This window comes from Burkholderia sp. Leaf177 (assembly GCF_001424345.1).
Taxonomy (GTDB): domain Bacteria; phylum Pseudomonadota; class Gammaproteobacteria; order Burkholderiales; family Burkholderiaceae; genus Caballeronia.
The window spans coordinates 82419-104592 of sequence record NZ_LMPF01000002.1; the positions used below are offsets into that span (position 1 = coordinate 82419).

20 protein-coding genes are annotated in these 22174 nt (G+C 59.2%); 9 read left to right on the forward strand and 11 right to left on the reverse strand.

Going from position 1 to position 22174, the window contains the following annotated elements; translation table 11 throughout:
• Positions 1-148 precede the first annotated feature (148 nt).
• Positions 149-1309: an NAD(P)H-dependent flavin oxidoreductase gene (locus ASG35_RS04160; RefSeq protein ID WP_056353131.1), complete on the forward strand. Its 1161-nt coding sequence runs from the start codon at positions 149-151 to the stop codon at positions 1307-1309.
• Positions 1310-1331: 22 nt separating this feature from the next.
• Here the strand turns inward: ASG35_RS04160 and ASG35_RS04165 are convergent, their stop codons facing one another.
• The 3 genes from ASG35_RS04165 to ASG35_RS04175 form a co-directional block, all read right to left on the reverse strand.
• Positions 1332-1535: a DUF1289 domain-containing protein gene (locus tag ASG35_RS04165; protein WP_056353133.1), complete on the reverse strand. Its 204-nt coding sequence runs from the start codon at positions 1533-1535 to the stop codon at positions 1332-1334.
• Between the two features lie 67 nt (positions 1536-1602).
• Positions 1603-2895: a phospholipase A gene (locus tag ASG35_RS04170; RefSeq protein WP_082508226.1), complete on the reverse strand. Its 1293-nt coding sequence runs from the start codon at positions 2893-2895 to the stop codon at positions 1603-1605.
• A 296-nt stretch (positions 2896-3191) separates the two neighbouring features.
• Entirely contained in the window at positions 3192-4541 is a 1350-nt protein-coding gene (locus tag ASG35_RS04175) for an Nramp family divalent metal transporter (protein WP_056353135.1), read from the reverse strand.
• 596 nt (positions 4542-5137) lie between these two features.
• Here ASG35_RS04175 and ASG35_RS04185 point away from each other — a divergent pair.
• The 4 genes from ASG35_RS04185 (at position 5138) to ASG35_RS04200 (ending at position 9276) form a co-directional block, all read left to right on the forward strand.
• Positions 5138-6199, forward strand: coding sequence for a polyamine ABC transporter substrate-binding protein (locus ASG35_RS04185; protein ID WP_056353137.1), 1062 nt, complete (start codon positions 5138-5140; stop codon positions 6197-6199).
• 238 nt (positions 6200-6437) lie between these two features.
• Positions 6438-7547 carry an ABC transporter ATP-binding protein gene (locus ASG35_RS04190; protein ID WP_056353736.1) on the forward strand — a complete coding sequence of 370 codons (1110 nt, stop codon included), beginning with the start codon at positions 6438-6440 and terminating at the stop codon, positions 7545-7547.
• Positions 7544-8458, forward strand: coding sequence for an ABC transporter permease subunit (locus ASG35_RS04195; RefSeq protein ID WP_056353139.1), 915 nt, complete (start codon positions 7544-7546; stop codon positions 8456-8458). The genes ASG35_RS04190 and ASG35_RS04195 overlap by 4 nt, the downstream gene beginning before the upstream one ends.
• Entirely contained in the window at positions 8455-9276 is an 822-nt protein-coding gene (locus ASG35_RS04200) for an ABC transporter permease subunit (protein ID WP_442854803.1), read from the forward strand. The genes ASG35_RS04195 and ASG35_RS04200 overlap by 4 nt, the downstream gene beginning before the upstream one ends.
• On the opposite strand, the gene ASG35_RS04205 is transcribed toward ASG35_RS04200, so the two are convergent.
• From ASG35_RS04205 to mfd, 4 genes are all read right to left on the reverse strand, one after another.
• Positions 9273-10286, reverse strand: coding sequence for a threonine/serine dehydratase (locus ASG35_RS04205; RefSeq protein WP_442854804.1), 1014 nt, complete (start codon positions 10284-10286; stop codon positions 9273-9275). The two genes, ASG35_RS04200 and ASG35_RS04205, sit on opposite strands and share 4 nt — an antisense overlap.
• Before the next feature lie 96 nt (positions 10287-10382).
• Entirely contained in the window at positions 10383-10673 is a 291-nt protein-coding gene (locus tag ASG35_RS04210) for a nucleotidyltransferase family protein (protein WP_056353142.1), read from the reverse strand.
• A gap of 4 nt (positions 10674-10677) precedes the next feature.
• Positions 10678-11904, reverse strand: a complete 1227-nt coding sequence (gene argE, locus ASG35_RS04215) for an acetylornithine deacetylase (RefSeq protein ID WP_056353143.1) — start codon at positions 11902-11904, stop codon at positions 10678-10680.
• A 51-nt stretch (positions 11905-11955) separates the two neighbouring features.
• The gene (mfd, locus tag ASG35_RS04220; RefSeq protein ID WP_056353145.1) at positions 11956-15447 is read right to left on the reverse strand and encodes a transcription-repair coupling factor; all 3492 of its coding nucleotides are present in this window, start codon (positions 15445-15447) and stop codon (positions 11956-11958) included.
• A 110-nt stretch (positions 15448-15557) separates the two neighbouring features.
• On the opposite strand from mfd, the gene ispD reads away from it, so the two are divergent.
• Together ispD and ispF are read left to right on the forward strand one after the other, a co-directional pair.
• A complete protein-coding gene (gene ispD, locus ASG35_RS04225; RefSeq protein ID WP_056353147.1) occupies positions 15558-16271 on the forward strand; it encodes a 2-C-methyl-D-erythritol 4-phosphate cytidylyltransferase in 714 nt (237 codons plus the stop codon).
• 41 nt (positions 16272-16312) lie between these two features.
• Positions 16313-16804 (forward strand): 2-C-methyl-D-erythritol 2,4-cyclodiphosphate synthase, encoded by a 492-nt coding sequence (gene ispF, locus ASG35_RS04230; RefSeq protein WP_056353149.1) that lies wholly within the window; start codon positions 16313-16315, stop codon positions 16802-16804.
• Positions 16805-16855: 51 nt separating this feature from the next.
• Here ispF and ASG35_RS04235 read toward each other — a convergent pair whose 3' ends face one another.
• The 4 genes from ASG35_RS04235 to ompR form a co-directional block, all read right to left on the reverse strand.
• Positions 16856-17380 carry a carboxymuconolactone decarboxylase family protein gene (locus tag ASG35_RS04235; protein WP_056353151.1) on the reverse strand — a complete coding sequence of 175 codons (525 nt, stop codon included), beginning with the start codon at positions 17378-17380 and terminating at the stop codon, positions 16856-16858.
• A 108-nt stretch (positions 17381-17488) separates the two neighbouring features.
• A complete protein-coding gene (locus ASG35_RS04240) occupies positions 17489-18037 on the reverse strand; it encodes a peroxiredoxin (protein WP_056353153.1) in 549 nt (182 codons plus the stop codon).
• A 230-nt stretch (positions 18038-18267) separates the two neighbouring features.
• On the reverse strand, positions 18268-19629 hold the full coding sequence (locus ASG35_RS04245; protein ID WP_056353155.1) for an ATP-binding protein: 1362 nt from the start codon (positions 19627-19629) through the stop codon (positions 18268-18270).
• 80 nt (positions 19630-19709) lie between these two features.
• The gene (gene ompR / locus ASG35_RS04250; RefSeq protein WP_056353156.1) at positions 19710-20435 is read right to left on the reverse strand and encodes an osmolarity response regulator transcription factor OmpR; all 726 of its coding nucleotides are present in this window, start codon (positions 20433-20435) and stop codon (positions 19710-19712) included.
• A gap of 580 nt (positions 20436-21015) precedes the next feature.
• Between ompR and ASG35_RS31190 the strand changes: the two genes are divergently transcribed.
• Both ASG35_RS31190 and ASG35_RS04260 read left to right on the forward strand, forming a co-directional pair.
• Positions 21016-21189 carry a hypothetical protein gene (locus tag ASG35_RS31190; RefSeq protein WP_156392998.1) on the forward strand — a complete coding sequence of 58 codons (174 nt, stop codon included), beginning with the start codon at positions 21016-21018 and terminating at the stop codon, positions 21187-21189.
• A gap of 46 nt (positions 21190-21235) precedes the next feature.
• Positions 21236-22174: a DUF1501 domain-containing protein gene (locus ASG35_RS04260; protein WP_056353161.1), complete on the forward strand. Its 939-nt coding sequence runs from the start codon at positions 21236-21238 to the stop codon at positions 22172-22174.

The following is a 22174-nucleotide window of genomic DNA, read 5'->3' on the forward strand; positions in this document are numbered from 1 at the left end:
AGCAAACCCAAAAACCTGCAACAAAACAAACCGCAAACACGTTCACTCAAAGGAAACACCGCATAGTCGAACTAGGTTGATAAATCGCAAAGTGCGTTTGTCTAACCTCCTGCAAGCTCAAAACTTTGACGCAGGAGTTAACCCTTACATGACGCCTCTTTCCCCCTTGACCATTCGCGGCCGCACCTTGCTTCCTGTTGTGCAGGGAGGCATGGGCGTGGGCGTATCCGCGCATCGGCTGGCAGGTTCGGTTGCGAGAGAGGGTGCAATGGGCACGATTGCGAGCATCGACCTGCGTCACCATCATCCCGATCTGATGGAGCAATGCCGGCAGGATCCCGTAGTGGCAACGCTGGAAGCCGCGAATCAGACCGCACTTCGCCGGGAAATCATCGCAGCCAAGCAACTCAGCGAAGGCCGCGGCATGATTGCCGTGAACGTGATGCGTGCGGTCGCGTCCTACGCGACGGCGGTGAAAACGGCGTGTGATAGCGGTGCGGACGCCATTGTCATGGGGGCAGGTCTGCCGCTTGATTTGCCGGACATGACGCAAGGCGTCGATATCGCGCTGATCCCCATTCTTTCGGATAGCCGCGGTATTGCGCTGGTGCTGAAAAAGTGGATGAAGAAGAATCGTCTGCCCGATGCCATCGTGATCGAACATCCGGCGCACGCGGGCGGCCATCTAGGCGTGGCGAGCCTGGCGGATATCCCGAATGAGCGTTTTGAGTTCGCGCGCGTGATCGATGAAACTATGCTCACCTTCGATGCACTCGGTCTCAGCCGTACGCAGATCCCATTGATCGTGGCAGGAGGAATCGACAGTCACGCTGCCGTTCGGCATTGGCTTGCTGCCGGCGCGTCCGGCGTGCAACTTGGAACGGCGTTCGCGGTGACTGAAGAAGGTGATGCGCATCCGGAATTCAAGCGCATTCTCGCGGATGCAAAACCTGACGACATCGCGGAATTCGTGAGCGTGACCGGTTTGCCGGCGCGCGCCGTAAAAACGCCGTGGCTCGTGAAATACATGCGTCAGGAAACTAAGATCCGCGAGAAAATCGGCACGAAAATGCAGGAATGCGAGACCGGCTTAAATTGCCTTGTTGCCTGCGGCTGGCGGGACGGTATCGAGAAATTTGGGCATTTTTGCATCGATGCCCGTCTGTCCGCAGCTCTTCGCGGCGATCGTCAAACCGGATTATTCTTTCGCGGACGCGAGGCGCTTCCATTCGGATCGGCGATTCGCACCGTGCGCGAATTGCTCGACTTGCTGGTCGCGGACATTCGCCCTGCCGCGCAACCTTCCTGAAGACGTTCTATACGGACCCGAATCAAACTTTATCGCGTGTGAAACGCATCGCCGAGGCTTCGCGGTTGATGCGCTCCCAAATGACGCGCTTTTCGTCGTCGCTCAGAAATACCCAATTCGAGACTTCGAACGCGGTGCGGCCGCAACCCTTGCAGACGTCGTCGAAGAGAGTCGAGCACACGCCAATACATGGGCTGTCGGGTAGATCGTGAAGATTCGATGCCATAAGACGCCTGTAAAGCAAACGCTGTCTGTGTCAAACGGCAGCGTCCGCGCGAAAAGTGAATCCGATTTTACCGCGCAATGCTGTAACCGATCCGCGCGATCCAATGTTGCCGCTGGTTGTAGTCGAGAATGTCCTCGCCGTAACCGTTGAAATATCCCACCCAAAGATAACCGCCCCAGGCGCTGTTGATGAGTTTGGCGAGCGGGTAGGTGAACTGGGCATTGACGCTGCCGTATTTCGCCTTGGTCCCTTTGCGCAAGGTCGCAGCGAGCTGCCAGCTTTCCGGGCTGCCGTATTTCACGAGCAAATCCACGTATCCGCGATAGTCCTGGATGTCCTCGTTGCCGCTCTTCGTGATGTAGTAGTAAATCTTCGGCGATATGGTCAGGTGGTTCGAATTGACATCGCCGAAATCCCAGGTCGGACGTACGAACGCAATGTTGATCGCGCGCGAGTCGGCGCCGCTCTTGCCGTTCGATTCATGCCCGATGCCCGCCGTCACGCCCATGCGCGACCAGAGCGAACTCTTCCAGCCCGTGTCCTGCACGTAATAGAACAATTGCGGTTGATAGCTGGTGTCGCGGAACGGCGCGGATTCGGCGGACAAGTCCCAGATCGATGTCTGCGTGTATGCAAGATACAGGTTGTCGAGGAAGCTGCGCGAGCGCGGATCATCGGGCAGCATCAACCGGTATTTGAAGCTGAACTGGAACTTGGCGAGGTTGTCGCCGTTCTGGCCATCGGCGAAATACATGGGCTCGAACGTCGATAAACGGCCGCTCAGCATGCGGTCGCTGGTCGGCGTCGGAACAGCCGACGTATTGGCCGCTGCTTCGGCACTTGCCAATTGCTGCGGCGTTTTCGCCTGAGTCTCGGCGGTTTCGGCGGCAACGACCTGAGCCTGATTGTCCCCGCGATTCAGCACGATCAGCATCGGCGATGAATCGAAACCTACCGGATCCACTTTCACCGTGCCGCGAGCCGTTTCCGGCCAGGGCGCCGAATAACGGACTTTTCGATATTGCCCGGGGCGCAAGGTGAGTTTGTCGGGCACGTTGGCTTCGCGTGCAAGCGCGAGCGGCTTGGGCGGCAAGTCGCCGTTTGTCAGCGTGACGGTCAGGTTGCGCGGGACATCGACGGTGAGCGACTTCTTGTCGTCATCGCTGTAAAGCAACGTGAGTTCCAGCGGCTGTTGAGCTGCGGCTTCCCGAACGGGTTGCAGCACCGACACAGTTGCTTGCGCCGTCGCCGCCCAGCAGAGGCCTGCGCTGAAGGCGGCAACAAACGGGGTGCAACGGAAAGCGCCGGAAATATCGCGCTGGGCTAAACGGTTGATGAACTGCGATGGGCCTCGGGCCATGAAACGATCGTCCTTGTTGCGTTGATTGGCATCGGGCGCGCCGATGCGGCAAGGGACGACTCAGTGCTTCTCCTTGCCGTCTTTAGCGCGGCTCACATCCGCAGAACGCCGCTGCGCGCACGCATCGCCGGGCTTTTTAGTTACCGGCGATGTTTCGTGAAACGCAGAATTGTAGACGCGATGAAGGTCTAGCTCGCAATGCGCTGCAAAACGGCGAATTAGAGCAAGAAGTGGTCCCGGGCGGAAATATTGCCCGATCGTGAGACGTTAGTCGCGGAGACTTAAGGCCTCAACGTTCAAACATCCGTCACCAACTGCCACAACAAAGCGACGTTCAACACCACGATGATTCCGGCGCACATCCACGCAAGCCCAAGCGGAATGCGTCTGACGCGCCATCGGCCCATGAGGCCGGCATCGGAGGCGAAGCGCACGAGCGGAATGACCGCGAGCGGCAGTTGCAGGCTCAGCACGACCTGGCTCGCGACAAGCAGCTGATTGGAACCGTGTTCGCCGAATGCGCCAACCGCCAGCAGCGCCGGTCCTATTGCAAGCGTGCGGGTCAAAAGCGCCCGCGCCCAGCGCGCGATTTTCAGTTGCAGGAATCCTTCCATCACCGCCTGGCCCGCGAGTGTGCCGGTGACGGTCGCGTTCAGGCCGCACGCCAATAGCGCCGCTGCAAAGATGATGCTCGCCCATTGACTGCCGACGAGCGGGGCGATCAGGCGGTGTGCATCGGCGAGATCGCTTACGTCGTAATGGCCGCTTGCGTGAAAAACCGCTGCGGCCACGATCAACAACGACGCGTTCACCGTGAAAGCCAGGCCGAGGGACGCAAACGTATCGATGTTCACGCCTTTCATGGCGTCGGAGATGGCTTCGTCGTCACCGTTTTTCGCGTGATCCTTGACGAGCGCCGAGTGCAAATAGAGGTTGTGCGGCATCACGGTTGCGCCGAGGATACCCGCCGCGAGCCAGATCATGCCGGCATCGCGCAAGAGCGCGGCGGGCGGCGCGAGACCGGCCAGAGCGCCACGCCACGAAGGATTCGCAAGCGCCAGTTCGACCACGAAGCAAAAGCCGACGAAAAAAATCAGCGTCGTGATGACGATCTGCAACGGGCGTTGTCCGCGGCTTTGCAGCGCGAGCATGGCGAAGGTGCCGACGGCGGACATCAGTACGCCGACCGTCAGCGATACCCCCAGCAACAGTTGCAAAGCCACGGCGCTGCCGACGACTTCGGCGACATCGCACGCAATGATCGCGATCTCGCAGGTGATCCAGAGAAAGACCGTGGTGCGGCGGCTATAGCGCGCGCGGCACAATTGGGCCAGGTCGCGTCCGGTCACGACGCCTACTTTCGATGCCACCCATTGCAGCAGCAATCCCATCAGGCTTGCGGCCAGCACCACGCTCAACAATTGATAGCCGTACTTCGCGCCGCTTCCAAGCGCTGTCGCCCAGTTTCCCGGGTCCATATAGCCGACCGCGACGAGCGCGCCCGCGCCAATAAACGAAAACCATCGTCCGCGAACGCGAGGGGAGCCGTCGGGCGGTCCGCCGCGATGATCGACTTCGGGCGTGGTTTCAGTCGGCGGATGGTCCGCGGAGCCGGTCTGGTCGAGAGCGGACGAATTCGTGTTCATGCAGTTCTGAGGCCTCTTTCCGGTACGGGAAAGTGAAGCGGATGGAAAAATGGCGAGTCCTGCGCTTGCGGTATTCCGGCTTATGACGTCGTGATGGGCATACGCCGCTATGAGTTAATCAGCAACCATCGTTCCGCTTCAAACAGACCCCTGATGGCGCGACAAAAAAGCCCTTCAATCCGATAACAGCGGAAAAGCCTCCGAATAATGACATTACGCAAGAAAAGATGCTTTCAGATTCAATGGCGGCATTGTGGTCTTTACGGAATTCGTGCATGGCGACGCGGACTCCAGCCACAACGCATCGACCAGCGCCAGTGCTTGCCGATCGTGATGCCGCGCCTGTGAACTTTGCGCGACAATTCCTCCCAATTGTTTTTTGGTGCAACACGTTTTGGTGATAGTTTTCGTTTTTTTGCAGAGTCTCGTTTGAGCACGCAGCGCGCAGGAAAAGGGTTCATCGAGGCGAGGGTGGTCAATGGTCGGCAAGTCGAAAGGACGGAGAAACTGATATGGCAAAAAAATTGGCGGACCAGTTGTCAAGGCGCAGAAGCGCAGCGGCGCTTGCAATAACCACGCTGGCGACAGCTGGTGCAATGGCCTTGACGGCGCCCGTAGAGGCGTTGGCGAAAGACACGCAGCTCAACGTCTACAACTGGTCGGACTATATTGCCAAGGACACCATCCCGAACTTCGAAAAACAGTCGGGCGTGAAGGTCAAGTACGACAACTACGACAGCGACGACACGCTTCAGGCCAAACTGCTCACCGGCAATTCGGGCTATGACATCGTGGTTCCGACCAGCAATTACGCAGGCAAGCAGATCGCCGCCGGCATTTTTTCTCCGCTCGATAAATCCAAGCTCCCCAACCTGAAATATCTCGATCCCGATCTGATGGCACTGGTCGCCGGCGCCGATCCGGGCAACCAGTACACCGTGCCCTGGGCGTACGGCACGACAGGTCTTGGCTACAACGTGACCAAGGTCCAGCAGATCCTCGGCAAGAATGTTCCGCTCGATAACTGGGACATCCTGTTCAAGCCGGAAAACATCTCGAAACTGAAGGCGTGCGGCGTGTCGGTGCTCGATGCGCCCGACCAGATGTTCGCGGCAGCGCTGCATTACATCGGCAAGGATCCGATGAGCACGAATCCGGCCGACTATCGCGCCGCGCTCGCCATGCTCAAAAAAATTCGCCCGTACATCACGCAATTCAACTCATCGGGTTATATCAACGACCTGGTGGGCGGCGACATCTGCTTTACCTACGGCTGGTCCGGCGACGTGGTGATCGCCAAGCACCGGGCGGTCGACGCGAAGAAGGCGTTCAAGATCGAGTACTACATTCCGAAGGGCGGCGCGCCGGTCTGGTTCGACGTGATGGCGATTCCGAAGGACGCAAAGAACAAGGAAGCCGCGCTCGAATGGATCAATTACATCGAGACGCCGCAGGTTCACGCCGCGATTACCAACGAAGTGTATTACCCGAGCGCGAACAAGGAAGCGCGCAAATTCGTATCGAAGGACGTGGCTGAAGATCCGGCTGTCTATCCGCCGCAGGACGTGATCAAGACGTTGTTCTTGCTCAAGCCTTTGCCGCCGGAAATCCAGCGTTTGCAGACGCGGTTGTGGACGGAGCTTAAATCCGGCCGATAAGCATTGGAATGCAGCAAGGCATACGATTCACGCGAGGCCCCTGGATATCCGGGGGCTTTGTTCGTCGCTGGATTGAATGTCAGTATGGAATAAAGCGCAGTGGAACGAGGCAGCACGAACGCGCAAATGCGCAGGAGTTGGGCAGCAGATCATGAGTGAGCAGTGGAGCGCGGTGCCTGCCGGACAAGGTGGCCAAAGCGGCGCGGGAATTCCCAGTGGCCGCCGGCCGGAACCCGGCATGCGCAGCCCGGATTGGGCCGAAGACAACTTCGTACGGATCGTCGATGTCGTCAAGAAGTTCGATGAAACCGTCGCCGTCAAGGGCGTGAATCTGTCGGTGAAAAAGGGTGAGTTGTTCGCGCTGCTCGGCAGTTCCGGTTGTGGCAAGTCCACGTTGCTGCGCATGCTTGCCGGGCTCGAATCGGTGACATCGGGGCAGATATTGATCGACGGCGAAGATCTTGCGGCCATGCCGCCGTATCGGCGACCGACGAACATGATGTTCCAGTCTTACGCACTTTTTCCGCATATGACGGTGGAATCGAACGTTGCGTTCGGGCTCAAGCAGGAAGGCGTGCGTGGCGCGGAATTGAAGGACCGGGTTCATGCGACGCTCGAACTCGTGCAAATGGCGCGCTACGCTCAGCGCAAGCCGAACCAGTTGTCCGGCGGACAGCAGCAGCGTGTGGCGCTCGCCCGCAGTCTCGTGAAGCGCCCGAAGTTGCTGTTGCTCGACGAACCCATGTCCGCGCTCGATAAACAGATCCGCCAGCGCACGCAGATCGAGCTCGTGAACATCCTCGATAAAGTCGGCGTCACGTGCATCATGGTCACGCACGATCAGGAAGAAGCCATGACCATGGCCGGCCGGATCGCGGTGATGAGCGAGGGCGAGATCATCCAGACGGGCACGCCGCACGAGGTCTACGAATATCCGAATAGCCGCTTCACGGCGGAGTTCATCGGCTCGACCAATCTTTTCGATGGCAACGTGGTCGAGGACGAACCCGATCACGTTTTCGTGGAGTCGAAGGACTTGCCGTCGCGTTTGTACGTGAACCACGGTATTACCGGGCCGCTCGGCATGCCGGTGACCATTTCGGTCAGGCCCGAGCGCATCGCGCTGACGCGCAAGCCGCCCGAAGGCGCCTATAACTGGGGGCGTGGCACGATTGCGAACATCGCGTACATGGGCGGCTACACGCTGTATCACGTGAAGCTCGACAGCGGCAAGGTGGTGGTGGCGAACTTGTCGAGTCTGACGATCGGCGAACTCGAATCGCCCACCTGGGACGACGAGGTTTATGTGCGCTGGTCTGCATCGGCCGGCGTGGTGCTCACGGCATGAAGGCGCTGCATTCAATCCGGCAACGGTTCGGCCTTTCCGGACGGACGGCGGTAATTGCCGGGCCGTATCTGTGGCTCGTGCTGCTGTTTCTCGTGCCGTTTCTGCTGGTCGTCAAAATCAGTTTCTCCGATTCACGCCTCGGCATTCCACCCTATACGGAATTGACGACGCTGAAAGAGGGCGTGCTGAATATCGCGCTCGATTTTTCGCATTACGCGTTTCTCCTGACCGACAGCCTGTATTTCGCGACGTATATGAACTCGCTGCTGGTCGCGGGGGTATCGACGGTGCTGTGCTTGCTGATTGGTTATCCGATGGCGTATTACATCGCGCGATCGAATCCGGCGACCCGGAATCTGCTGATGATGGCCGTGATGCTGCCATTCTGGACGTCGTTTTTGATTCGCGTTTATGCGTGGATCGGGATTCTCAAGAACAATGGTTTGCTGAATAACTTCCTGATGTGGACGGGGATCATTCATTCGCCCATTGAGCTGTATCACACGAATATCGCGGTTTATATCGGCATGGTGTATTCGTATTTGCCGTTTCTTGTCATGCCGCTTTATGCGCATCTGGTGAAGATGGATTTGACTTTGCTCGAAGCCGCTTACGATCTTGGCGCGAAGCCCTGGAAAGCATTCTTGCAGATCACATTACCGCTTTCGAAGAACGGAATCATTGCCGGATGTTTGCTGGTTTTCATTCCGGCAGTGGGCGAATACGTGATTCCGGAATTGCTCGGCGGTGCGGATACGCTGATGATCGGCCGCGTGATGTGGAATGAATTCTTCGATAACGCCGACTGGCCCATGGCGTCCGCCGTCACATGCGCAATGGTCCTGCTGTTGCTCGTGCCAATGGCTGTATTCCAGTATTACCAGGCGAAGCAGCTGGAGGAAAAGCCATGATCCAGCCCAGCCGCTCGCTTCGCTTTACGTTTCTCGGTATTGGGTTTCTGTTTCTTTATATTCCGATCATCAGCTTGATCGTGTATTCGTTCAACGAATCACAGCTGGTCACGGTATGGACGGAGTTTTCCTTCAAGTGGTATCGCGCGCTGGTCCACGATGAAGAACTGATCAACGCTGCGTGGTTATCGATTCGAATCGCGGTGTTCACGGCATGTGCTTCGGTTGTGATTGGGACGTGGGCGGGTTATGTGCTCGCGCGAATGGGCCGGTTTCGCGGATTTACGCTTTATGCTGGAATGATCAACGCGCCGTTGGTGATTCCCGAGGTGATTCAAGGCATATCGCTGCTATTGCTGTTCGTGGAAATGGCGAAGGTGTTCGGCTGGCCCGCGGGGCGCGGGTTATTCACAATCTGGATTGGACACGTGATGCTGTGTATTTCCTACGTAGCGATTATCGTGGAATCGCGCGTCAGGGAATTGAATCCATCCATTGAAGAAGCGGCGCTCGATCTTGGCGCCACGCCATTGAGAGTATTCTTCTCGATCACGTTGCCGCTGATATCGCAGGCATTGGTGGCGGGGTGGCTGCTGTCGTTCACGCTTTCTATCGATGACCTCGTGTTGTCCGCGTTCTTGTCCGGTCCGGGATCGACCACGTTGCCACTGGTCGTGTTTTCGCGCGTCCGGCTCGGACTGAATCCCGAGATGAACGCGCTTGCCACCTTGTTTATTGCGTTTGTGACAGTTGGCGTGATTGGCGCCAACTACGTCATGCAGAGAAACGAGCGAAAGCGCCTGACCAACGTCCTTTAGCGGTTCTGATCCGCCATTGAAAGATGTTTGTTCAGCGTCGCCGGGTCGGTGTTCGTGCCGCACAGCAGTACGCCGACGCGTTTTCCTTCCAGCGTTTCGCGCAACGGCCCGAGGAGCGCCGCCGTCGCTGCGGCGCATGCCGGCTCCACGGCCAGCTTCAGCTCGTTGAACAGATGCAGCATGGCGTGGCGCAGGTCGGTATCGGAGACCGTCACGAGGCGGTCGATATGCCGCCGGCACAACTCGTAGCTGTATTCCTCAGTATGCGGCGCCATCAATGAATCCGCGATGCTCTGCATTGCACCCATCTTCACCGTGTGATTTGCCGCGAAGCTCTGGCCCATTGCATCGGCGCCTTCGGGTTCCACGCCGAACACATGTATCAACGGATTCGCGAGCCTGAATGCCAGCGATACACCCGCCGCCAGCCCGCCGCCGCCAACAGGCAGGATCACCGCGTCGAGATCGGGCGCCTGCGAGGTCCATTCGTAACCGAGCGTGGACGTCCCCAGAACCGTCCGATATCCGTTGAACGGATGCACGAAATAGCGGCCTTCCTCGGCCTCGATCTTCCGCACGATCTCGAACGCTTCCGCGCCGTTCTCCGCCATCACGACTTCGGCGCCGAAACGCCGGCACAGCGCGACGCGCGCCGGGCTTGCCGTCTTGATCATCACGACCTTCGCGGCGATCGCGAGACGCATGGCCGCGTACGCGACAGCCACCGCATGATTTCCCGCCGATACACACGTCACGCCCGCATTGCGTTCGCTTTCGGATAACGCCAGCAGATGCGAGAACGCGCCGCGCGTCTTGAACGTGCCGCCGACCTGCAACAGCTCGAACTTGAAGTTGACCGGCGTGCCTTCGAGCGTGGGGAAATCGTGGCGCTCGAAGGTCGGCGTGCGCGCGACCCACGGCGCGAGCGCCATGTGCTGGCTGGCGATATCGTCGAGCGTGGGGATCGGCGTGCCGTCGATGGTCTGGTCGGGGTGATGGGCGGTGGACATGGCGATATGCGTGTTTCTATTCCGGCGTTGAGGAGGAACTTTTCGAAGCTTATTTTTTGTGATGGCCGAGGTAGTCGGCAAGCCGGATCTTCTCGCTCATACCGGCGCCGCTTCTGCTAACACTCGCTCGCGAAATCTGACCGGCAGATCGCCCGGCGTGAGCAAGTCTACGGCTACGCCGAGCACTTCCTCCAGTTCCATTTGCAAGCCGCCCAGGTCGAAAAGCGTTGCACCGGGGAGGGCGTCGACCAGTAAGTCCAGATCGCTGCCATCCAGATCGGTGCCATGCAAAACCGAACCGAACACGCGCGGGTTGGCTGCGTGAAAACGGCCAACCGCTTCGCGCACAGTGTCGCGTTTCAGATCAAGGGCGGCGGAAGGTCTCATCGTGTCAACGCACCTGCGCCTCAACCGACATGCTGTGAATGAACTTGCTCAAGAACGCTTCGCAAGCGGCAAGCTGTTCCAGCGATACATATTCGTTCGCCTTGTGCGCCTGCTCGATATTCCCCGGCCCGCACACGATGCTCGGCACGCCGGCCAGTTGAAACAAGCCCGCTTCGGTGCCATACGCGACCTTGCGCTTCTCCTGATTCTCGGTGAGCGCGCGCACGAGTTGCGAGATGGCCGCTTGCTCGGACGCATCCAGCCCCGGCGCCGATGCAATCTTCGTGAACTCGATCGCCGCGTTCGCGTGTTCCTTTTGCATCTTCGGCAGCAATTCTTCACGCGCGTATTTCTCGATGCGCTGATAGATCGGCTCCGGATCGAGCGTCGGCAAGTTGCGGAATTCGAACGCAAAGTTGCAATCCGCAGGCACCGTGTTGATTGCGTTGCCGCCGCTGATCGTGCTGGTCTGTGCAGTCGTGAAGGGCACGTCGTACAGTTCGTCGAACGGACCTTGGGCACGGAATTCGTCGGCGATATCGCGGATGTAGCAAATCAGCCGCGCCGCATATTCGATCGCGTTCAACCCCTTCGGCGTCAACGATGAATGCGCCGCGAAGCCGCGCACGCAGCAGTTGTAGGCGTTGATCCCCTTGTGCGCGATGATCGGCCGCATGCTGGTCGGCTCGCCGACAATGCAACCGTCCGGACTCAAGCCGCGCTTTTGCAAATCCGTGATCATCAGCGGCGCGCCGGCGCAGCCGATTTCTTCGTCGAAGGAAAGAGCGAAGTGAATCGGGCGCGCAAGTTTTGTCGACTGCATCTTCGGCAGCAACGTCAGGGCCGCGCCAATGAACCCCTTCATGTCGCACGTCCCGCGACCATACAGCAGGCCGTCGCGGACCTCGGGCTTGAACGGATCGCTGTCCCATTTCTGGCCGTCGACCGGCACCACGTCCGTGTGTCCCGACAACACGATGCCGCCGTTCGTTACGCCGTCGTGCGTGGGAACGGTCGCGAAAAGATTCGCCCATTTGCCGGACGGATCGGTGGTGAGCGTGCTTTCGACGCCCGCCGCGCGCAGTTCGTCGCGCACGGTTTCGATCAGGCCCATGTTCGGGTTGCGGCTGACGGTATCGAAGGAAACGAGCTTCTTGATCCACGGCAGCGAAGCCGGTTCGGAGGAAGGTGTTTGGGCGGCGGAAGCCGTCGATTCAGCAATCTGCGACATGACACTCTCCTTGATTTTCACTGTTCGATGATACCGAAAAGCAATAAAAAACTAACGCGTAGGCGCGATGGCGGCAGCCGGTTTCGGTTGCCGCACCGGCGCGCCGAGCGCGCGCAATGTTTCCTTGACCGTCGAAATACGCACGGCGAGATCCGGGCTACGCACTTCAATGCGCAGTTTGTCCTGCCCCGCGAGCTTGATGTGCTTGTTCTTTTGCACCATCTCGATGATCTTCATTGCATCGATAGGCGGATTCGGCACGAATTGCAGCGAGATCACGTGCTCGGCGGCATCGATTTTGATAATGCCGAGCGGCTTGGCCGCGAGCCGCAGCTTGTGCGTTTCGACCAGCGCGTGCGCTTGCGGCGGCAGCTTCCCGAAACGGTCGACGAGTTCTTCCAGAATCGAGTCGATGGCATCGCTCGATTCGCAATTGGCCATGCGCTTGTACAGCGACAAACGCTCTTGCACGTCGCCGCAATAGTCGGCGGGAAGGATGGCGGGTGCGTGCAAGTTGATCTCGGTCGTCGCGGCGAGCGGCGCGTTCAGGTCCGGCTCGCGGCCTTCCTTCAGCGCGCGCACGGCGTCGTTGAGCATGTCGGTGTAAAGCTGGAAGCCGATCTCGTGGATCTCGCCCGATTGTTTGTCGCCAAGCACTTCGCCCGTGCCGCGAATCTCCAGATCGTGCATGGCGAGATAGAAGCCGGAACCGAGTTCTTCCATTTGCTGGATCGCTTCCAGCCGGCGCTGCGCCTGCTTGGTGAGCGCGGCCGGATCGTGCACGAGCAAATACGCGTACGCCTGATGATGCGAGCGCCCGACGCGGCCACGCAACTGATGCAACTGCGCGAGGCCGAATTTATCGGCGCGATGAATGAGGATCGTGTTGGCGCTCGGTACGTCGATCCCGGTTTCAATAATCGTCGTGCATAACAAAACGTTCGCACGCTGCCCAACGAAATCGCGCATCACGCGTTCGAGTTCGCGCTCGTGCATTTGTCCGTGCGCGACCGCAATGCGCGCTTCGGGCACGAGCTTTTCGAGCATCGAACGACGGTTCTCGATGGTTTCGACTTCGTTGTGCAGGAAATAAACCTGGCCGCCGCGCTTGAGTTCGCGCAGCATCGCCTCGCGGATCACGCCGTCTTCCTCGCGCCGCACGAAGGTCTTGATTGCGAGACGTTTTTGCGGCGCGGTCGCGATGATCGAGAAGTCGCGCAAGCCTTCCAGCGCCATGCCGAGCGTGCGGGGAATGGGCGTGGCGGTGAGCGTGAGGACATCGACTTCCGCGCGCAGCGCCTTCAACGCTTCCTTCTGGCGTACGCCAAAGCGATGTTCCTCGTCGATGATCACAAGTCCCAGCCGCTTGAACACCACGTCGCCGGAAAGCAGCTTGTGCGTGCCGATCACGATATCGACGGTGCCGTCGTTGATTGCCTGGATCGATCCCGCCACTTCCTTGGTGCTCTTGAAGCGTGACAACTCGGCGATCTTCACGGGCCAGTCGGCGAAACGATCGGTGAAGGTGTTCGTGTGCTGTTCGGCGAGCAGGGTCGTCGGCGAAAGAATGGCGACCTGTTTGCCGCCAAGCACCGCGATGAACGCCGCCCGCAGCGCGACTTCCGTCTTGCCGAAACCCACGTCGCCGCAGACCAGGCGATCCATTGGCTTGCCGCTCGTCATATCGCCGATAACAGCCGCAATCGCCGCGGCCTGATCGGGCGTCTCCTCGAAACCGAAACTCTCCGCGAACTTCGCGTAATCGCGCGCTTCGAGCGGGAACGCGTGACCCTGGCGCAGCGCCCGGCGCGCGTACAGGTTGAGCAATTCGGCGGCGGTATCGCGAATCTGCTGCGCGGCCTTGCGCTTCGCCTTGTCCCACTGGCCGGAGCCAAGCGTGTGCAATGGCGCCGTATCCGGGTCTGCGCCGCTGTAGCGCGAAATCACGTGGAGCTGCGCGACCGGCACGTACAGCTTGGTCTCGTTCTGATACTGCAGATGGAGGAACTCGGTTTCACCTTCGCCGAGATCCATCGAAACGAGACCCATGTAGCGCCCGATCCCGTGCTGCGTATGCACCACGGGATCGCCGATCTTCAGCTCGGACAGGTCGCGCACCATCGAATCGACGTTGCTTGCCTGTTCCTGGCGGCGTCGTCCGGCGCGGCGGGTGAGTTGCCCGTAAAGCTCCGTCTCGGTGACGATCGAGATGCCTTCGCCGGGCAGCACGAAGCCATTTGCGAGCGGCGCGACGCCTAATGAAAACTTGGCGTCGCCGGTGAGCCATTGCTGGAACGTGTCGTCGATCGCGCCGCGCAAGCCGTTATCGGCGAGCAATTGCTGGATCGTCTCGCGCCGTCCCGCCGATTCCGTGGCGAGCAACACGCGATTCGGCGTTTGCTCCAGATAGTGGCGCAGCGCGAGCAACGGGTCTTCAGCGTGCCGGTCGACGGCGAGACCCGGCAACGGCACCGCCCAGCCGCCTTCTGGCGAAGGCGGAAATTTGATCTGCGCGAACGGCTTGGCTAAGGAAAAGAAATCGTCGTCGGAGAGAAACAGGCGTTTCGGTTCGAGCAGCGGCCGTTCGCGATCATGCGACAAGAAGTTGTAGCGCTGCTTGGTGTCGTTCGTGAAGCGCTTGATGGCCGCGTCCATGTCGCCGACGAACGCCAGCTGCGCGTTCTCCGGCAAATAATGGAAAAGCGTGGCGGTTTCATCGAAAAACAAAGGCAGGTAATACTCGATACCCGCCGCCGGCACGCCATTGCCAATGTCCTTGTATATCGACGAACGGCTCGGGTCGCCCTCGAAAACCTCGCGCCAGCGGCTGCGGAACGCGGTTCGGGCGGGTTCATCGAAGGGGAATTCTCGGCCGGGCAGAAGGCGCACGTCGCGCACCGGATACAGACTGCGCTGCGTGTCGGGGTCGAAGGCGCGAATGGAATCGACCTGATCGTCGAACAAATCGATCCGGTAAGGCAACGGCGAGCCCATTGGAAACAGATCCAGCAACGATCCGCGCACGCAATATTCGCCCGGACGCACGACCTGGCTGACGTGCTCGTAACCGGCGAGCGTCAACTGGCTCTTGAGCTTGGCTTCATTGAGCCGTTCGCCCTGCGTGAACGAAAACGTGTACGCGGCCAGAAACGACGCTGGCGGCATCCGGTACAACGCCGTGGTGGCGGGCACGAGCAGGATGTCGCAGCGGCCTTCACCCAGATCGTGCAGCGTCGCGAGACGCGCCGAAACCAGATCCTGATGCGGCGAGAAGGTGTCGTAGGGCAATGTTTCCCAGTCGGGGAGCAGCCGCACGCGGGCATCCGGCGCGAAGAACGGGATTTCTACGGAAAGGCGTTGCGAATCCACTGCGCTTGCGCACATGACGACCAGCAACGGGACGTTTTCGCGATTCGCGAGATGATAACGCGCAAGCGCGAGGGCGTCCGAGGAACCGGTGGCGCCGTCGAAAACAAAGCGCTGACCGGCCTTGACGAGTGCGATGGGAGACGTTGACTGCAAACTGACGGCTTTTGAAGGCATAAAGTGTGCGGGGAACCGTTCGCGTGCGAAAGTGCATGCGGGACCGGCATGGTCGCGATAGACCTATTATAAAATCCGGGCTTCACTTTTGACTTGGGCGTTTTCAACTCGTGACTTCCCGCCTGTTCGCCCTCATCCCGTGCGCCGGTACTGGCAGCCGTTCCGGCGCACCCATGCCGAAGCAATATCAGACCGTCGGACGCCATCCAATGCTGCGATATTCGCTCGCCGCCTTCGACGCCTGCTCCGAATTTGCCCAGACGCTCGTAGTTCTGGCGCCGAACGACCATCACTTCGATGACCGCCGTTTTGCCGGCCTGCGTTTTGCCGTGCAGCGCTGCGGCGGCGCGACCCGGCAGGCGTCGGTGTTCAACGGACTTGCCGCGCTGGCCGGATTTGGCGCTCGTGAAGACGACTGGGTCCTCGTGCATGACGCCGCCCGGCCCGGCCTCACGCCCGAGATGGTGCGCAAGCTCGTGGGCGAGCTGAAAAACGATCCGGTCGGTGGAATTCTTGCGCTTCCAGTAGCGGATACGTTGAAACGTATCGAGGCCGAAGGCGCGGCGCACGACGAAGGGCGCATTGCCCGTACCGAATCGCGCAACGGTTTATGGCAGGCACAAACGCCGCAGATGTTCCGGCTCGGCATGTTGCGCGATGCGATCACGCGAGCCCAGCAAGACGGCCACGATCTCACCGATGAAGCCAGCGCCATTGAATGGCTCGGCCACGCGCCGCGTTTGATTCAGGGAAGTTTGCGCAACTTCAAGGTGACGTATCCCGAAGATTTCGCACTCGCGAGCGCGATGCTTGGCGCTGTATAGATTTAATCTCGCACATTCGCTTACCAATCTAGGATTTATCGATGGATTTCAGAATCGGACAAGGCTACGACGTTCACCAACTGGTCGATGGGCGGCCGCTGATTATCGGCGGGGTGACGATTCCTTATGAACGCGGTTTGCTCGGCCATTCCGACGCCGACGTTCTCCTGCACGCAATCACGGATGCCTTGTTCGGCGCGGCTGCAATGGGCGATATAGGCCGTCATTTCCCCGATACCGATGCCGAATTTTCAGGCGCCGATAGCCGCGTTTTATTGCGCGAGGCATTTTCGAGGGTTTCGGAGGCGGGATTCGCGATCATGAATATCGATTCGACGGTCATTGCGCAAGCGCCGAAACTCGCGCCGTTTATTGAGGCGATTCGGGCGAATATTGCGGAGGATCTGGAATTGCCGCTGAGTCGCGTGAACGTGAAAGCCAAGACCAATGAAAAGCTGGGATATCTCGGCCGGAAGGAGGGAATTGAAGCGCAAGCCGCCGTGCTTTTGATGCGTACGGGAATTGATGCTTGAAGTTGATGTTGCCATGCGCGCCGGAGAAATCCTCCGGCGCGCTCATTCGATTTATTTCCCTTCAGCCGTAATCGCGAGCTGAGCCGCCACGATCACCGCGGCAATGCGCCCGACATCGCGCAATTGCGTCGTGCTCATTCCTTCGGCGACCAGATTTTCGTAGTGCGACTTCACGCAGAAATGGCACTTCCCGACAATCGATGCCGCCAGCGCAAACATCTCGAAGCGCCGTTTGTCCAGGCCGCCGTGCGTGGCGTAGGCGTTCATCCGCAGATTGGCCGGCTGCGTTTTCAGATCGGCGTTATCGGCCATTTCCAGATACGGATACCACACGTTGTTCATGCCCATCAACGCGGCAGCGGTTAACGCGCCATTCGCTTCTTCGGCAGACAACACGCCGGATTCGCGGATCAGCGCCACGATTTTCGTAGCCTTCGCGGCATAGGCGGCGGCGAGCGCCACGCCGACGGCGTCGTTGCCTTCCAGCGATGACCGCGCAATCGTCCCGTCGACATTCAACCGAATATCTTTTGCGTAATCGGGAATCAGTTCTTTAATCGATGCGAGGAATTCCATAAATTTCTCCTATCCACTGCCGATAAAAAAGCCCGCCGGCTCGAGCTTACTCGCAGTCAGGCGGGCTAGGGCGCCAAGGCATGAAGGCCTCGCCGCCTGGAATGCAGCTTAGAGCGTCGTGCCGCCAACAGCGCGGTTGCACGGGCAGAGTTCGTCCGTTTGCAGACCATCGAGAATCCGCAGCACTTCTTCCGGATTGCGTCCGACGTTCAGGTTGTTCACCGAAACGTGCTGAATCACATTGTCCGGATCGATGATGAACGTTGCACGCAACGCCACACCAGCTTCCTTGTCGCGCACGCCGAGCTGGTCGATCAATTCGCCCTTTACATCGCCGAACGAATAGTGGTTCAGCTTGCTCAGGTCCTTGTGCTCGCGGCGCCATGCCAGCTTCACGAATTCGTTGTCGACGCTGCCGCCCAGCAGCACTGCGTCACGGTCAGCGAAGTCGCTGTTCAGCTTGCCGAACTCGACGATTTCCGTCGGGCAAACGAACGTGAAATCCTTCGGGTAGAAATACAGGATCTTCCACTTGCCAGGAAACGACTGTTCGGTGATTTCTTCGAATGCCGACACGCCATTTTCTTCGTGATTGTTGAAACCCGGCTTTGCAGCAGTAACGGTGAAAGCTTCAACTTTATCGCCCACGGTCTTCATATGAATACTCCTGTGTTCGTTGGAAGAAAAACCAAGACTACCTGATCGCTGTAACGCTCGCATGACGCAGCGTCAACTCCGGCCGATGATCTGGCGAGCGCGCTGCGTGGAACGAAGTTCACTATAGCCCTATTGAGCAATGATATCAATAGATTTTGACTAACGCCTCAAATAGCTTTTATCGAATGGTTCGATAGGTATTTGAAACTATGAGGCGCATCAGGATCGAATCAGGAACGCAGCGTACGTTTTTCCATCGCCGGGAAGTCGATGGTGACTTCAAAGCCCGGAAATGGCGAGCGGTTGCGCAGCCGCAGCGTGCCACGCTGGCGCGTTACGAGCCGCTGCACGATCGCCATGCCCAATCCAGTGCCGTTGGCCTGCGTACGGGCTGTGTCAACGCGATAAAACGGCCGCGTGACCAACGCGACCTGATCTTCAGGAATGCCGCGTCCTTCGTCCATCACCGATAACTCCACGCGCCCGTGGTTCACCCGCGTTTGCAGCGTGATGCGCGCGACGTCGTCGGCGGCACTGCGGCCATACTTGCGCGCGTTCTCAAGCAGGTTGCCGATCACGCGACGCACATCGGTAGGATCGCCTTCGATGATCGCACCTTGCGCAAGCTCGGTTTTCATCACCACGCCTTCCTCGGTCAGGAAGCGCGCGGTCATCTCACCGCCGATCATCGAGAGATCCACGGCTTCGGCCATGCGCTGCATCGGCCGCGCGTAGTCGAGAAAACGCCCGATGATCATGTCCATCTGCTCGATGTCATCGACCATCGCGAGTTTCGTCGCTTCGTCGGACGGGCTCATTTCGGTTTCGAGGCGCAGACGCGCGAGCGGCGTGCGCAAGTCGTGCGAGATGCCGGCGAGCATCAGGGCGCGGTCGGCATCGAGCTGTTCGAGGTCCTGCACCATCTGGTTGAAACTCCGGTTGGTTTCGGCGGCGACACCCATGCCGCGCTCTGGCAGCGGTTCGGGCGACTGCCCCGAGCCCACCTTGCGCGCGGCAAGAGCAAGACGCGCAAACGGCCGGTTGACGAGACTGGTGATGAACGCTGCCCCGAACAGCGACAGCGCAAGCGCGAAGATGCCCCAGCCGGCCCACTGAAGGCCGGTGACGGTATCGAGCTGATCGCGGTCGAGCGCGACCCAATAATCGTCGTCGTCGATCTTGAAGCTGATCCACACGCCTGGTATGTCATTCACGGATTGCGCGATAACCGTGTCGTTGCCAAGGCGGCCGCGCACATCGCGCTCGATCAACCGGTTCAGCGATTCATCGGGCTGGAGACGGTATTTATCGGTGGTTTCGCGCGGATACACGCGCACGCCTTCATTGCTCTCGAGATCCTGCAGCAAGGCGCGGCGCAGATCGGGATCGGAATAAAGGAGGGCGGTACGCGTGAGTTTGACGACCGCGACGAGCTGCAACGCCACGCGCTGCGCACGCGGTTCGCGTTCGATCACCCGGAAGCTCTGGAACCAGGCGGCAATGCTCACCGCGATCAACAGCGCGATAAGAGCGAACGTCCGCCAGAACAGGCCGCCAAACGCGAGCGTCAGTAGCCGCCTGTCAATCCGCATGGGTCGTTGATGCTCGTGCTTGTGGCGCGCATGAAGCGCGTTTGCGAGGACTCAATCAGAACTCGACTGGTGCTCAGTTCTCAAGCCGCGCCGTCCGGGATGAAGACATAGCCCAGACCCCACACTGTCTGGATAAACCGCGGGCTGCTCGGGTCCGGCTCGATCAGCTTGCGCAGGCGCGAAATCTGGACGTCGAGGCTGCGGTCGAACACTTCGTATTCACGTCCGCGAGCCAGTTCCATCAATTTTTCACGTGACAGCGGCGCGCGCGGATGCCGCGCGAAAACCTTCAACACGGAGAACTCACCCGTGGTCAGCGGGATTTCCTGGCCGTTCTTTGTCAGCGTGCGCGTAGCGAGATTCAATGCGAATTCGCCAAACTCGAACACTTCAGCAGTTTCGGACGGTGCGCCCGGCAATTCCGATGGCGACTGACGACGCAACACGGCGTGAATGCGGGCTACGAGTTCACGCGGATTGAACGGCTTCGGCAAGTAATCGTCGGCACCCATTTCCAGCCCGACAATACGATCCACGTCCTCGCCCTTGGCCGTGAGCATGATGATCGGCGTGCGGTCATTGCTGCCGCGCAGGCGCCGGCAAATCGACAAACCGTCTTCCCCCGGCAACATCAGGTCAAGCACGAGCAGGTCGAAACGTTCGCGAACCCAGAGCTTGTTCATCGACGGCGCATTTTCAGCGACATAGACATTAAAGCCTTGTTCGCCGAGATAACGCCGCAAAAGATCGCGCAAACGGGGATCGTCGTCGACTACGAGTATTTTTGAGGGATTTTTGGTTTCCATGACGGCATCTTAGCGCGATTAGAAAGAGGAGCGAGTTTGCGTGAATTATAAGGTAACAGATAGTTACAAAATTTACGGGGACTGTGGCACGGCGTAAAGGTTCTATGCGTACACTCCTTTACCTAAGCCCGTCATTCGGTAGATACTCCATTAGTACAACGATTGCGCGTCAGCAACGTGGCGGCATGACCGTCCAACTTGCCTGCCTTGCAAGCGCGCCAAAGAGCCTGAGACTGTCCGGTTGTCGAGCAACGAAGGGAATAACATGAAGGGAGCGCGGCGGCGCAAACCTGTGCGCAACATGCGCATCATCCGACTAACGCTGATCGCTAGCGCGTTTTACGCCGTGTTTGCCGTGCGCAGTGTTTTCGCGCAACCATCCCAAACCTCCAATCGCAATGCGTCGGCTTTCGACCGGCCTGATTCGTCGTGGGCTTCTTCATCGAGTTATCTAAATTCAGATACGGGGGAGAACCCGAATGCCGATAGTTCAAGTGGCTCGGGTGGTTCGGTTGGTTCAAATCAGCGCGCTCAAAAGAATCGCAGTTTCGATGGCCGGCTTATCCGCGCGCAGCATCGAATGGGAAAACAGCCGGGAAATACCCGCGCGCAGCAAATGCCCGTCATGCAGCCGCCGCCTGTCGATCCGCAACCGCCCGAACGTCCTCCAAGGCATGGCGTGATGACCGCCGATGAACGCAGGCTCTTGCGCCAGCACATCGAGGAAGCAGTGCGGGATCTGTATAAGCGGTGAGCGCCATTCGTTTGCTGCTTGCCGTTTATAGGGCGGGGACCGGTCAGTGAACCGGCGCGATTTCCTTGCAATTGGCACCGCGCTCGGCGCTTCTGCGCTGGCGCCATCAAAGCTCGTCTTCGCTCAGCAATCACCTGCCGAACCCCACGGCAAGATACTGATTCTGGTCGAGCTGAAAGGCGGCAACGACGGTTTGAATACCGTGATTCCATTTGCTGACCCGAAGTATCTGGTTTTGCGACCGGGAATCGGCATTCGTCGCGATCATGTCTTGCAACTGGACGAGCGCACCGGGCTCCATCCTGCCATGCAGGCGCTGCTGCCAATCTGGCGCGAAGGACAACTCGCGATCGTGCAAGGCGTTGGTTATCCAGCGCAAAACCGTTCGCATTTTCGATCGATGGAAATCTGGGACACGGCGTCGCACGCAGAACAATATCTTCGCGATGGTTGGCTCACACGTGCGTTCGGCGACGAAGCGGCTTCGTTCTCAAACGGCGCGCTCCCGTTTAGCGCTTCAGTCAAGACCACAATAAAAGCGCTTGCAGCCAAGCAAGGGGTATCGGTGATACGCGTCACGCTCGGCGGCTTCGATACGCATCAGAACCAGCCGGTGCAACATGCGCGCTTGCTCGGGCAGTTATCGGAGGGACTCGCGGCAATACGAACCGCGCTGATCGAACTCGACCGATGGAACGACGCGCTTGTCATGACCTGCGCCGAATTCGGCCGATGCGCGCGCGAGAACGATAGCAACGGCACCGATCATGGCAGCGCCGCGCCGCATTTCGTCATGGGCGGGCGCGTGAATGGCGGTCTGCACGGCGCCGCGCCGCAACTCGGACAACTTGACGGAAACCACAATCTGCCGATGAACGTCGATTTCCGGCAGATGTACGCGACCATCCTCGACCGGTGGTTGGGGATGGATGCCGGCCCAATCCTCGGCGCGAGGTTCGAGACTTTGCCCTTGTTGCGCGCCTGA

Excerpts from the sequence above, each read along its gene's own strand:
- ASG35_RS04160 (WP_056353131.1), top strand. The coding sequence starts at position 149 with ATGACGCCTCTTTCCCCCTTGACCATTCGCGGCCGCACCTTGCTTCCT.
- ASG35_RS04165 (WP_056353133.1), bottom strand. The coding sequence starts at position 1,535 with ATGGCATCGAATCTTCACGATCTACCCGACAGCCCATGTATTGGCGTG.
- ASG35_RS04170 (WP_082508226.1), bottom strand. The coding sequence starts at position 2,895 with ATGGCCCGAGGCCCATCGCAGTTCATCAACCGTTTAGCCCAGCGCGAT.
- ASG35_RS04175 (WP_056353135.1), bottom strand. The coding sequence starts at position 4,541 with ATGAACACGAATTCGTCCGCTCTCGACCAGACCGGCTCCGCGGACCAT.
- ASG35_RS04185 (WP_056353137.1), top strand. The coding sequence starts at position 5,138 with ATGGCCTTGACGGCGCCCGTAGAGGCGTTGGCGAAAGACACGCAGCTC.
- ASG35_RS04190 (WP_056353736.1), top strand. The coding sequence starts at position 6,438 with ATGCGCAGCCCGGATTGGGCCGAAGACAACTTCGTACGGATCGTCGAT.
- ASG35_RS04195 (WP_056353139.1), top strand. The coding sequence starts at position 7,544 with ATGAAGGCGCTGCATTCAATCCGGCAACGGTTCGGCCTTTCCGGACGG.
- ASG35_RS04200 (WP_442854803.1), top strand. The coding sequence starts at position 8,455 with ATGATCCAGCCCAGCCGCTCGCTTCGCTTTACGTTTCTCGGTATTGGG.
- ASG35_RS04205 (WP_442854804.1), bottom strand. The coding sequence starts at position 10,286 with ATGTCCACCGCCCATCACCCCGACCAGACCATCGACGGCACGCCGATC.
- ASG35_RS04210 (WP_056353142.1), bottom strand. The coding sequence starts at position 10,673 with ATGAGACCTTCCGCCGCCCTTGATCTGAAACGCGACACTGTGCGCGAA.
- argE (WP_056353143.1), bottom strand. The coding sequence starts at position 11,904 with ATGTCGCAGATTGCTGAATCGACGGCTTCCGCCGCCCAAACACCTTCC.
- mfd (WP_056353145.1), bottom strand. The coding sequence starts at position 15,447 with ATGCCTTCAAAAGCCGTCAGTTTGCAGTCAACGTCTCCCATCGCACTC.
- ispF (WP_056353149.1), top strand. The coding sequence starts at position 16,313 with ATGGATTTCAGAATCGGACAAGGCTACGACGTTCACCAACTGGTCGAT.
- ASG35_RS04235 (WP_056353151.1), bottom strand. The coding sequence starts at position 17,380 with ATGGAATTCCTCGCATCGATTAAAGAACTGATTCCCGATTACGCAAAA.
- ASG35_RS04240 (WP_056353153.1), bottom strand. The coding sequence starts at position 18,037 with ATGAAGACCGTGGGCGATAAAGTTGAAGCTTTCACCGTTACTGCTGCA.
- ASG35_RS04245 (WP_056353155.1), bottom strand. The coding sequence starts at position 19,629 with ATGCGGATTGACAGGCGGCTACTGACGCTCGCGTTTGGCGGCCTGTTC.
- ompR (WP_056353156.1), bottom strand. The coding sequence starts at position 20,435 with ATGGAAACCAAAAATCCCTCAAAAATACTCGTAGTCGACGACGATCCC.
- ASG35_RS31190 (WP_156392998.1), top strand. The coding sequence starts at position 21,016 with ATGGGAAAACAGCCGGGAAATACCCGCGCGCAGCAAATGCCCGTCATG.